Source organism: Maribacter litoralis, assembly GCF_003075045.1.
Classification (GTDB): Bacteria; Bacteroidota; Bacteroidia; order Flavobacteriales; family Flavobacteriaceae; genus Maribacter; species Maribacter litoralis.
Genome location: NZ_QCZD01000004.1, coordinates 1 through 11,574, shown reverse-complemented (window position 1 = coordinate 11,574; position 11,574 = coordinate 1). Strand labels below are relative to the sequence as shown.

The 11,574-nt window shown below is 35.6% G+C and carries 12 protein-coding genes; 11 read left to right on the top strand and 1 reads right to left on the bottom strand.

Annotated features, from left to right (window positions below; genetic code table 11):
- Positions 1-79: 79 nt before the first annotated feature.
- The 11 genes from DCS95_RS15710 (at position 80) to DCS95_RS15660 (ending at position 10,721) form a co-directional block, all read left to right on the top strand.
- Complete coding sequence (locus DCS95_RS15710; protein ID WP_076547072.1) at positions 80-1,876, top strand: ParB/RepB/Spo0J family partition protein; 1,797 nt, start codon at positions 80-82, stop codon at positions 1,874-1,876.
- Between the two features lie 265 nt (positions 1,877-2,141).
- Positions 2,142-2,978, top strand: a complete 837-nt coding sequence (locus DCS95_RS15705; protein WP_076547953.1) for a DUF932 domain-containing protein — start codon at positions 2,142-2,144, stop codon at positions 2,976-2,978.
- Between the two features lie 369 nt (positions 2,979-3,347).
- Positions 3,348-4,163, top strand: a complete 816-nt coding sequence (locus DCS95_RS15700; protein WP_076547073.1) for an AraC family transcriptional regulator — start codon at positions 3,348-3,350, stop codon at positions 4,161-4,163.
- 75 nt (positions 4,164-4,238) lie between these two features.
- Positions 4,239-4,733: a VOC family protein gene (locus DCS95_RS15695; protein WP_076547074.1), complete on the top strand. Its 495-nt coding sequence runs from the start codon at positions 4,239-4,241 to the stop codon at positions 4,731-4,733.
- A gap of 593 nt (positions 4,734-5,326) precedes the next feature.
- On the top strand, positions 5,327-5,521 hold the full coding sequence (locus DCS95_RS15690; protein ID WP_076547075.1) for a hypothetical protein: 195 nt from the start codon (positions 5,327-5,329) through the stop codon (positions 5,519-5,521).
- Between the two features lie 749 nt (positions 5,522-6,270).
- Positions 6,271-6,615, top strand: coding sequence for a single-stranded DNA-binding protein (locus DCS95_RS15685; protein ID WP_026813265.1), 345 nt, complete (start codon positions 6,271-6,273; stop codon positions 6,613-6,615).
- Positions 6,616-6,693: 78 nt separating this feature from the next.
- Entirely contained in the window at positions 6,694-7,074 is a 381-nt protein-coding gene (locus DCS95_RS15680) for a DUF6876 family protein (RefSeq protein ID WP_076547076.1), read from the top strand.
- Between the two features lie 12 nt (positions 7,075-7,086).
- Positions 7,087-7,284: a hypothetical protein gene (locus DCS95_RS15675; RefSeq protein ID WP_076547077.1), complete on the top strand. Its 198-nt coding sequence runs from the start codon at positions 7,087-7,089 to the stop codon at positions 7,282-7,284.
- A 430-nt stretch (positions 7,285-7,714) separates the two neighbouring features.
- A complete protein-coding gene (locus tag DCS95_RS15670) occupies positions 7,715-8,095 on the top strand; it encodes a BfmA/BtgA family mobilization protein (RefSeq protein ID WP_116771746.1) in 381 nt (126 codons plus the stop codon).
- Positions 8,096-8,106: 11 nt separating this feature from the next.
- Positions 8,107-9,138, top strand: a complete 1,032-nt coding sequence (gene mobB / locus DCS95_RS15665) for a MobB family relaxase (protein WP_116771745.1) — start codon at positions 8,107-8,109, stop codon at positions 9,136-9,138.
- Between the two features lie 2 nt (positions 9,139-9,140).
- Positions 9,141-10,721 (top strand): type IV secretory system conjugative DNA transfer family protein, encoded by a 1,581-nt coding sequence (locus DCS95_RS15660; protein WP_116771744.1) that lies wholly within the window; start codon positions 9,141-9,143, stop codon positions 10,719-10,721.
- On the opposite strand, the gene DCS95_RS15655 is transcribed toward DCS95_RS15660, so the two are convergent.
- Positions 10,691-11,434 (bottom strand): hypothetical protein, encoded by a 744-nt coding sequence (locus tag DCS95_RS15655; RefSeq protein WP_116771743.1) that lies wholly within the window; start codon positions 11,432-11,434, stop codon positions 10,691-10,693. The two genes, DCS95_RS15660 and DCS95_RS15655, sit on opposite strands and share 31 nt — an antisense overlap.
- Between the last annotated feature and the right edge of the window lie 140 nt (positions 11,435-11,574).

The window sequence follows — 11,574 nt, the reverse complement described above, 5'->3', positions numbered from 1 at the left end:
TTCCGTTTCCTTTTGAGCCAAGATTTTATCTTCCGTTTGGTTTCTGCTCAAATATTGTTTAATCTAAAATTTGAGTATTATGACAACAAAAGCGAGTACCACAAGAAAGAGCGGTAAAAAAATTACCACCGCCAAGAAAGAAGTCAAAGAAAAATTGACACAAAAAGCGATTGGGCTTCAGATTGAGAACCTATCAACTGCAAAGGTCATTCCCGACCCGATGCAACCCAGAAAGACTTTTAATGAAGCACATCTGCAACAGCTTTCCGAAAGCGTCAAAAAGCACGGTGTTCTACAGCCTATTACAGTCCGAAAATCTGGAAACGAATTTATCATCGTGATGGGCGAACGTAGGTATCGAGCAAGTAAGATGGCCGACAAGAAAACTATTCCGTGTATTGTCAGGGAATATAAGAACAACGATGTTCTTGAAATTCAAATCATCGAAAATCTGCAAAGGCAGGATGTTGAACCTACCGAAGAAGCTGAGGCGATTGCTTACTTAAGCGAAAAATATGCGCCTACAGAAATTGCAAAGCGATTGGGAAGAACAGATAACTTTATCAGACAACGATTAAAGCTGGCTGGTTTAATTGAAGGTTTTAAGCATTTTGTTCGTAATGGCGAAATGACGATTTCGTTAGGTGTGGGTGTTGCACTTTTTGAACCAGAAGAACAGCAGATGATGTTGGAAACGATGGGCGAAGATTTTAGTGCCCATCAGGTGAACAGGATGATTAAAGACCAGACCTATGATTTGGAAAAAGCATCTTTTGATGTAAATGATAAGAAATTGGTGCCAAAAGTAGGCTCTTGTATTGAATGTCCGTTTAACGCGGCAAATCAAGGTAATCTTTTCGGCGATGGCAAAATGGTTTGTACAAAATCAGCTTGTTATGAAACGAAGAAAAGCAAGTCGTTCTTGAATTTGATTGAAAAATCGAAACAAGAGAACATACTGTTAATTCCTGAAATACGACAGTATTGGGCAGACGAGGAAAACAATCAGCTGATTATTTCACAATTGGAAAAGAACGGTTTGAAAGTCTATTTGCTGGATGATGTTGAAATCATAGAAAATCCGATAAAGCCAACAATTGAGGACATCAAGAAAGAATACCAACATTACGATTATTCCGAAGATGAATTTAAAGCTGAGCTGGATGAAGCCTTACAGCAATACGAAGAAGAATTGGAAAAATACAATTCCGCTAAAGAAAATGAATTTGTAAAAGGTATTGTGTTCCATCCTGAAACATACAGACACAAAGAAGTCTTTATAAAGATTGTTGAACAGTCCAAAAATGAATCGACATCGTATTCAGCACCTTTGGAAAACAGAAAAATGGCAGATTGTTCCCCTGAAGAACAGATAATTAAAATCAACGAAAGGGAAATACGCAAGAAGCAAATAGAGAACAACAAGCAGTTTGAAGAAGTTGTTGAAATGATTAGAGACACCAAATACATTGATACGAAGAAAACACTTTCGGTGGATGAAATGGTAGCATTCTCATTGACGTTGTATGAAAACAATGTAGATTATGTTGGACGACAAAGATTCTTTTCAAATTTATTGGGCAATACATCCAAGATGACAGATGAAGAAATTGTTGAGAGTTTCAAAAAGAAGTTTAAAAAGGAAATCTTTCATAAGTTGATACGGTATATACTAACGAAGCAAGTGCATTTTGGCGAAAGCAATCACGTTAATAATCTGACTAACATTTCATTCTACAATGCGATGCAAGGTTATTACAAGTCCAAGATTGACGGCATCGAAAAAGAATATGCCGAAAAAAGAAACAAGCGTGAAGAACGTTTGAAAGAGCGAATAACAGTTCTTGAAAAGCAAATTCAAGGATTGAAAGAGTAGCTTTTGTTGTTTGAAGAAGGATTGGCATTCGTGCTGGTCCTTCTTTTTTTTTTATAATAGACACTTGGTTAAAATGGTCAAGGAATAGAGAGAATAATCAATCAATAGTAACGCAAAGGTAAACTCGTAAAATACACCCATCAAAAGACTACGGCATAAAGCCACCGCTTCTTCCCTTACTTATTTATTCCGTTTCCTTTTGAGCTGAGATTTTAGCTTCCGTTTGGGTTAAGCTCAAATATTGTTTAATCTAAATTCAAAAGCTATGTATTTACAAAATTTGCAACAGGATGAAATCTTTGTTTCATCAGAAATGAAATCCTTAAAAACTCTGACACAGATAGAATCCCGACGAGGGCTTGAAAATGCCATCATTTCAAATGGTAAAATCGTCAATGTGGTATCTAACAGTTATGGACACATTCCAAACCAATTGTTCTTCAAGAAAGCTGAAGAAATGCTGACAGATGCACAACTGAACTTTCACAAGCGCACCATCAACAAAAATGATAGGTCGTTCATTACCGACTTTATCATAGACGATATAAGTCAGTTTACCGTCAAGAACGATAAGGACGTGATACTGCCAATGCTACGGTTCAAAAACTCGTATGACGGTAGTGAAAAGACTTCTGGACACTTCGGATTTTATAGAGAAGTATGTTCCAATGGTTTGCACGTTTCACAAGCCGAAATTGAGTTTTCCATCAAGCATAGTAAGAACAATACACACCTTATTATGCCAAGACTAAACAACCTGTTCGACAAGTTTCTGGACAATGAATTCTATACGATAACCAAGAAATTCGACAAGATGAAAGAATTTAAAATCATCGATACACAGGAATTTGTAAAAGCCATTCTTGATAAAACGAAACTCTTTAGATATGAATGCAGCGACAAGAACAGCGACCCTTCGAAAAAATCTCGTGAAGTCCTGGAAATCCTGAATTATGAAGCATTGTTGCTAAACGAGGAACCTAATTTGTGGTTAGGTTACAATGCCTTCAATGCAGTTTTACACAACACGCTGAAGAAAAGCTTTGGCCAACAAGAAAGATTGGACAAGAAATTGTTTGATGAAATTTATGAAATGGCCTAAAGCCAAAAGGTTCATCCAGTACCTTAAACTGGATTTTTTTGTGCTTGCTACTTATGTTTAAAAGCAATACCGTTCAGCACATTCCCCTACATTTCGCGAAAAGCTTCATTCCGGAAAAAGCGCTTCCCTATAATAATCTTGGACACAATCCCTAATTTTAGCTTTCCATAGTGTTAACCCTTCCCGTCACGAAACTTCGAGACTGCTAAATAACATTTCAGTTCCTATTCAAATACGTAAATTAATCAGTAATGTTCAAATAGAAATTTTTATAAGAATTAATTAATCCTATCTAATAATACGAATAACATTATATTTATTGACCACAAAAATGAGTTGTGCGTCATTTAACAAAATATCAATTATTCAATGAACTATCAAACATTCCAACCACATCCGGATTTAGAATCTCTTGTCAGTTGCTATTGGACTTTAGAAGTTCCTGCTGAACCTGATGTACAAAAACAACGAATCATTCCTGATGGCACAATTGAAATGGCGTTTATACTTGGAGACGACATTAAACGATACACTTCGAAAGATGAATTTATACTACAACCTCGTGCAATGGTTCTCGGACAGACAATTGAACCCTTTTATATAGAACCTACAGGATATGTGAATACTTTTGCAATTCGTTTTTACCCTTATGGTTTTGCAAATTTTGTAACAATGCCCATTAATAACTTGGCAAACAAGGAAACGACAATAGAATTGTTGTTCGGAGAAAAAACTGCTAGTGACTTGGAGCGAAAAATAATTGAGGCAACTAATACTAGTGAACGAATAGAAATTATTGAAAATTTTTTTTTAGACAAGTTGAATGAAAAAACTACAATTAATAATATCGTAAAAACAACAATTGATGCTCTTTTAGCAACAAATGGAAGTGCTTCGATAAGCAAAATCCTTAAAGAAGATTTATCAAAACGGAGACAACTTGAACGAAATTTCAAAAAACAAATTGGTGTTAGCCCAAAACAGTTGGGTAAAGTAATCCGACTGCAAAATGCACTAAAAATGCTTCTTAATAAAAAGTCAGAAAACCTAACCGACATTGCTTACGAAAGTGAATACTTCGACCAAGCGCATTTTATAAAAGACTTTAAAGAGTTTACCGGAATTAATCCGAAGGAATTTTTAGGCAATGAAAATATGGCACTCTCTACCCTCTTCTACAAATAGTCAGCGTGTCGCATTTTTACAATTTTTGTATTTGCACGAAATCTAAATTTGTCTTGTCAAATCAAACAGGACGAAATGAAAAAATCCATTCTTTGTACAGCCATAATTCTTTCCTTTAGCATTACAGCCTGTAACAACCAAAACAAATCTAAAACCGAAACTATCCCGGTTGAATCTAATATTAATCAAAAAACAAAAGAAATGAAAAGTCATATTTCAATCTTTGAAATTCCAGCAACGGATGTTTCAAGAGCAGTAAATTTTTATCAAGCAATTTTAGACATTAACATTGAGAAGATAGAAATGCCCGAAATGGAAATGGGGATATTCCCTTATGAAGAACAAATGGTTACAGGAGTTATCATTAAAGCAGAAGGCTATAAACCTTCATCTGATGGTGTAACTATATACTTAAATGGTGGAGATAATCTTCAAATTATTCTTGATAAAGTTGAGAAAAATGGTGGCGAAATAATTGTTCCGAAATCACTTCACGCAGATGAAAGTGGTTATTACGGTCTATTTCTTGATTCGGAAGGAAATAAAATCGGTCTGCATTCACCGAACTAAACGAGTGAAAAAGAACAAACACAGAGCAATGTATATAAAAAAGAGGGCAAATAGTCCTTAAATAAAAGCTTTGGAGTATTTGCAAAGTAGCCATATTTTTAATTTGTATTTTGACGATAAGAAAGTTAAAAAGGAAATTAAAAATATGGCTTCGTGCTTTACCAAAGATTAAGTGCTTAATCAAGCAACAAATACACCCCATTCACTTTAAGATAGATATCAGTTTTAATAACCCACTCAGCACATTTCCCTACATTTCGCGGAATGCTACATTCCAAGAAAAGAGCTTCACTACGCAAGTCTTGGACACAATCCCCAATTTTAGCTTTCCATTTCGTTAACCCTTCCCGCTATGCTGGGAAGGAACACTTCATTCCCTAGCCAAAATAGTGAATCAAGTCCGCTTAAAAAAGGAAATCAATTATCATACAATATACACGCAAGGTAAACTCGTAAAATACTTCCATCAAAAGACTACGGCATAAAGCCATAGCTTCTTCCCTCGCTTATTTATTCCGTTTCCTTTTGAGCCAAGAATTTTAGCTTCCGTTTGGTTTCTGCTCAATATTGTTTAACCCAAAAATTTTAACATTATGAAAAGTACAGCTTTAAAATCCAACATTTCATTAAAAGAAGCCGAAGAACATTACCAATTAAGTAGTGAAAATTATACTATTGAAAGTGCAGAGTGTCATTTAGCTTACTACAGAGAGAAGCATCCCCTTTACTACCAAATACTTTTAAATAATGTTTATTCTAAAAATCAAAAAGTACTTTTTGAAGAGTGAGCTAACTATTCACAAAAGTACTATTACCCTTTTATTTAATGCGAGTTTCATAAGCCATTCAGCACATTCCCCTGCATTTCCCGAAAAGCTACATTTCGGGAAAAGAGCTTCACTACAAATATCTTGGACACAATCCCCAATTTTAGCTTTCCATTCCGTTAACCCTTCCCGTCCCGATAGCTATCGGGACTAGTAAGGAACACTTCATTCCTTTGCCAAAATTGTGAATCAAGTCCGCTTTTCATCGGAAAGTCATCACTTCGGTTTTTTTAACAGGATTTTCGGCGCGGTCTTCTTGAGCCCTTACTCGAAAATCCTTAAAAACCGAACCGCTGCCTTACACATTTTAAGGGGTTTATAATGGATAAAGCCTTTATTGTTTTTCGGTACAGCGAAAAACAGGCACGACATAACCAATTCTAATTTAACCACAGCTGCTTATCTCGCTTAACTGTCGGTACGCTCAAACGCAACTGCGTTTAAAAGAATTGCTAATGCCCTTATGGAACTTGTAAAGACTATACAAGTTTTAGTGAAAAATAAGGTTTCTACTTCCTTGAAAATGCGAGCATTTTACTACGTCGCAAACACACCTGATTTATTCCCTAAAAGTCTTGACAAAACCCACTCTATCCATTGTGCGGCGCACAGAAGAAAAGAACAAACACCCCTTAAAATTTAATTCAGTTTAAATCAAATAAGGGAAATATAAACCAGTCTGTAACAAAGCAGACACAAATCTTTTTATTATGAGTACTATTAAAAATCACGTACAGTTAATCGGAAACGTTGGACAAGAGCCAACCATTACGAACCTTGAAAGCGGAAAGAAAGTAGCCCGTTTTTCATTAGCAACAAATGAGTATTACAAGGACAAAGAAGGCAACAAGCAAACGGACACGAATTGGCATACCGTAGTAGCTTGGGGCAAAACTGCCGAAATTGTAGAGAAGTATGTTGTTAAAGGCAAAGAAGTTGGAATATCGGGAAAACTTAAAACCCGAAGTTATACAAATGATGATAACGAACAACGCTATGTTACGGAAGTTGTAGCCGATGAAATTCTTTTACTTGGAAGCAAAGACGACAAGTAAATCTTAAAATAAAGAGGGCGTTCCCGTGAGAAGTTGCGCCCTCTTTTTCATTATTCACTAATTTAAAAAAGCAAAACAATGAAAGCACAAGTTAACGAAATCAAAGAAGGATTGCAACATTTTCACGGAACGGAAATGTTCTATCAAATCCCATTATTAAGAACACGTTTTACGGACGGACTAAAATATCTTGCTAATGCGGCAGATTGTTTTTGGCTCATTACGGACACTTCCGTAATTGCAAAAAGTCTGATGAACCGAAGCGAATTTATAACCATAGACTTCAAAAGATTGCCCGAAGATAAACAGGATTTTACAGGCTATGAAGCAGAGATAATTTACAGCGATGGCAACGACAATATTTTGGAAAAACACGGATATCGGGCAACCGATTTTCCGCTCGATGAACTGCGTTTATTTTTTGTAAATGATACGCTGATGTTACCAAGCGAATATTAAAATTTTGAAGCTATGATTTACATAAAATTTCAAGATTTGAGCGAGGAAAAACAAGAGGAACTTTTACAGGTTTCGAGAGAACACGTAACACATCTTTATGGGGATTCCATAAAAAAATATGTGGAAGAAACTGGTGCAGATTATGAAAACTTGATTGACGAAGAAATGATTAAAAACTTATACACTTATAATTTTATTTTCAATATGTAGCACCATTAAAATAGAGCATCGAACACCTCTAAAATTTTAGAGGTGTTTTTGTCTGCAATTAATATCAAGTCAAAAAAAAGCGTATCTTTATATCGCTGAAATTCAGCATTCAAATTAAAGTAGGGTTATCCACTTTTCGACTTTCGCCGATAATCTTACACATCGAAAAATAACATATCGGAAAATCATTTTCCCTGAAAATGGCAATTGGCTTTTTAGCCAGATTGTATGGATTTTTGTCCCGCGAGCGGGACGAAAAGGAATAGCAAGAGGGTAACACGCTGCGCGATGTTTCGGATTCCTTTTCGTTTTCAAATAGCTGATAATCAGCGAATTGAATATATTATAATTTCCTGACAGTTAACGATTTGCGACAAACGGGCTGTTAACGCCCATTTTTAGGGATGATTTTGCGACAAATCGGCGAAATATGGACTCATTTATTGGAATTAGATTTAAAAAGGAAACTGCAAAACGTTTCCAAACTTTCTCACGCACTTACTTTAAATCGCACACCGAGGCGATGGCTACGATGCTCGATTTTTTCTTCTACAACGAAATATCGCCAAAGGAAAAATTAGGACCAACAGGGCGAACCATCGAAGCAAAACTTCTCAAAAGAATAAATGCCGTTATCGCCATAATGCGAGATGTAGAAAAGACACAAACCAAACCCACGGTGGCGATGATTCAATCCCTTTTTGAAATGGAAGAACCTGTAAAAAAACCTTTGATTGTTGAAAAGAAATATGCCAAAGAGAAAAAGGAAGTACGCTTTCGTGAAAAGCAAAATCTGAATAATCAGCTATAAATATTTGAACTATGTATATCACAATCACAGCTCAAAAAATGGGTGGTAATTATAGCCAAAGTTCAGCGGATTTTGTAGGCTATTTAGAGAAAGAAAATGAAGGTTTAGAACAACGAGATATGGAACACTTTTTCAATCAATTTGGCGACGAGATTTCCGCTGAAGAAGTGGTAAAGGAAATCGATGGAAACACCTCAAAATTGAAAAAAAAAGAACCCAAATTTTATTCCATTACGGTAAGTCCTTCAAAATATGAATTACGAAAACTTCAGAACAATAGCCAAGATTTGAAAACCTACACTCGTGAGTTGATGAAGGATTATGTTGCCAGTTTCAATCGGGAAATAAATGGACGACCCATAACCATAGATGACATAAAATACTATGCGAAAATTGAACATCAAAGAACTTTCAAGGGCACAGATTTTCAGATTAAAGAGAACCAACCTTACGCTTCAAAAATACTTCAGCTCAAAACGGATATCCGAAATATTCAAGATGGACGAGCCGAAGGGAATATCAACAAGATGAAAAAGGAAATTGCCAAACTGGAACGCCAAGCACCACATCAACAAAATGGAAAACGGATTGTACAGGGAATGCCAAAAGGTGGAAACCAAAGTCATATCCATATTATCGTAAGCAGAAAGGATGCTTCAAATTCGATAAGCCTTTCCCCAGGAAGTAAACACAAAGCATCCGAAGTAGAGATGCACGGAAAAAAAGTGAAGCGTGGTTTTGATAGAGATACATTTTTCGCGAAAGCGGAAAAAACATTTGATAAGACATTCGGATATAAGCGTAATTACGCAGAGACCTACAAGGCTAAAAAGACCTTTGTAAAGAACCCAAACCTATATTTTTCCGCTTTGATGAAATTACCTGCCAATGAAAAAGCATTGGCTTTCAAAATGATAAGTAAATCAGGATTGCCCATAGTGCCGAGTATTCCAGTAAGTCAGGCACAAATTGCGCTTCGAGTTTTTAAGCGATTAAGACGTGGCGTAGAGGTGGCCATAAAATCAAGTTCAATAGGAATCTAAGTATGGAAATAAACAATCTCATAACGATACTTTCAATTATTGGTCTGGCCAGTATGGTTTTCTATGCAATGTTTCGGATATCAAAATATGCGTTTCTTTTAAATAGCATACTGCTTTTAGTTCTCGTGTTCTATTTGTCCGAAGGAAATGAATTGATATCTATATTGCTCTATTTGGTTTGTCCGCTAATGCTAATTAATACAGGACTTTATGTTTTTTTACATAAAACCGAAAGCCCAAAAAATGGCGATAGCAAATACCAAGTTAATTTTGCCACCACCAAAGGAAATTTCAAATTAGACAATATTAAACGTGGTGCATCCATCATCGGTTCTGCTGGAAGTGGAAAGACTGAAAGCGTTGTCTATGGATTTCTAAAGCATTTTGAAAAAGAAGGTTTTTGCGGAATTATTCACGATTACAAGGATTTTGAGTTGACCGAAATGGCATATCCTCTTTTTAAGGATAGCGATATCCCGTTTAAGGTCATTTCCTTCGATAAAATCATTCATAGGGTAAATCCTATTGCGCCACGCTATTTAGAGAATGAGGAAAGCGTAAATGAAGTTTCACGGGTACTAATCGAAAACCTTTTGGAACAAAGAGAAAGTGGAACAACAGGAACCACAAAATTCTTCAACGATGCTGCGGAAGGATTGATTGGTGGATTGATTTGGAAATTAAAAACGGAATATCCAAAATACTGTACGTTACCCCATTTGATAGCTGTTTACCAGTTTCTTGATACAAAAAGCCTAATCCAGTTTCTGGAAACCAACACCACCTCACGAGCAATGGCAGATGCTTTTATAAGTGGCAAAGATTCTGAAAGACAGACAGCAGGTGTAAAAAGTACCTTAGCCAATGCGCTGAAACGAATTAGTACACAACGTATTTTTATGGCATTGTCCGCAGATGAAGTGCCACTCGATATAAATAGCGAAGAAAATCCAGCGGTAATTTCAATAGTCAACAACCCAAAATTTGAAACTTCTTATTCGCCAGTAATAGCTACAATTATACACACCATTACGAAGCAAATGAGCGTTCGGAATTCTAAACCGTCGTTCTTGCTGATGGAAGAAGCGCCGACCATTCGTTTGTTGAATATGCATCGTATTCCAGCTACATTGAGAAGCTATAATATTTCTACAATTTATGTGATGCAGGATAAAATTCAAAATGATATGATGTATGGCGATAAAGCGAGCAAAGCTATTTTGAGCAATCTATCCTACCAGTTTTTCGGAAAAGTCAATGACCCAGACACGGCTAAATATTACGAACGCTTTTTTGAAATCATTAAAGACCCTACGAAAAGCATTAGTCGTGGTCATAATCTCGATTTTGATACACGCATTACAACAGGCGAAAAGGAAATCCCAAAAATAAGAGCTGATGTGTTTTTTAGATTAAAGCAAGGCGAGTTTATAACCTATGCCGATGGAAAGGATAAGAAGGTGCAATTTAAATTAGCCAACATTAAAAGGGAACTTCCCAAAGAAACGAAGCAGTTTTCTCAGGCGGATTTAGCGACTAATTTTGAGAGGGTCTATGATGAGGCGCGGTCAATATTCGGATAGAAACCTTCATTTTTCATCCACTCAATAATTTCGATTATTTCCTGTTTAGAAAATTTCGATTTATCAGGATGCCAATTATAGAATTTTTTAATCAAAATTTCATTGTTAAAAAGCTGTTTTTCTTCAATGATTTCTTTCCAACAAGCAAACACAGTAGCAATTAATTCGACCCTTTTTGTTTTTGTTATTCTAAATTTCTCTATAATAAAATCAATTTCAGAAAGTTGATTTGAAAAGTATTTTTCATACCACTCTCTATGACCACCTACTTTTAAGAGCGGTTGATATTTTAGATATTCCCCACCTGAAAATTGAAACCATTGATTTACTTTAAATTGTTTATCGAGTGACCGCATAAGCCTGTTATCATAGGGGCCCATAGCTTGTTTTAGAAAGTTAGTATACAAATCCATCTGAGCGGAATGTTGACAGAGATATATCAATTTCTGAAGTTTCAAATGCCCTAACGTATTTTCCTTATGAAGTTTGTATACAATTTCGGCAGCTAATACAGTTCTACGATGATAGTCTATATTAGTTCCTTTTTTTTTAGGTTTTAAGCTTTTTAAAATCTTTTCTGAGTCTATTTTATTAGCATCAGCTTCAAATTGATACTTTTCGAAAGTTTCTTCAAATGCAATATTATCATTCTTACTTTCGGGAAAACCAAAACCTAAAGAAACCAATATTTCGTCAATTTTAGATTTTTCCATCGGATAATTCTTTAGTTAACTTCATTACTTCAGTAAAGCTTTTAATCTTGTCAAAAGCTTCTTTTTTATAAGTGCGAATAGTTGTTTGCGAGATATCACCAAGTTGCTGGCGAAGTTCCTGTAAAAGTTTTTTTGGAAGG

Excerpts from the sequence above, each read along its gene's own strand:
- DCS95_RS15710 (WP_076547072.1), top strand. The coding sequence starts at position 80 with ATGACAACAAAAGCGAGTACCACAAGAAAGAGCGGTAAAAAAATTACC.
- DCS95_RS15705 (WP_076547953.1), top strand. The coding sequence starts at position 2,142 with ATGTATTTACAAAATTTGCAACAGGATGAAATCTTTGTTTCATCAGAA.
- DCS95_RS15700 (WP_076547073.1), top strand. The coding sequence starts at position 3,348 with ATGAACTATCAAACATTCCAACCACATCCGGATTTAGAATCTCTTGTC.
- DCS95_RS15695 (WP_076547074.1), top strand. The coding sequence starts at position 4,239 with ATGAAAAAATCCATTCTTTGTACAGCCATAATTCTTTCCTTTAGCATT.
- DCS95_RS15690 (WP_076547075.1), top strand. The coding sequence starts at position 5,327 with ATGAAAAGTACAGCTTTAAAATCCAACATTTCATTAAAAGAAGCCGAA.
- DCS95_RS15685 (WP_026813265.1), top strand. The coding sequence starts at position 6,271 with ATGAGTACTATTAAAAATCACGTACAGTTAATCGGAAACGTTGGACAA.
- DCS95_RS15680 (WP_076547076.1), top strand. The coding sequence starts at position 6,694 with ATGAAAGCACAAGTTAACGAAATCAAAGAAGGATTGCAACATTTTCAC.
- DCS95_RS15675 (WP_076547077.1), top strand. The coding sequence starts at position 7,087 with ATGATTTACATAAAATTTCAAGATTTGAGCGAGGAAAAACAAGAGGAA.
- DCS95_RS15670 (WP_116771746.1), top strand. The coding sequence starts at position 7,715 with ATGGACTCATTTATTGGAATTAGATTTAAAAAGGAAACTGCAAAACGT.
- mobB (WP_116771745.1), top strand. The coding sequence starts at position 8,107 with ATGTATATCACAATCACAGCTCAAAAAATGGGTGGTAATTATAGCCAA.
- DCS95_RS15660 (WP_116771744.1), top strand. The coding sequence starts at position 9,141 with ATGGAAATAAACAATCTCATAACGATACTTTCAATTATTGGTCTGGCC.
- DCS95_RS15655 (WP_116771743.1), bottom strand. The coding sequence starts at position 11,434 with ATGGAAAAATCTAAAATTGACGAAATATTGGTTTCTTTAGGTTTTGGT.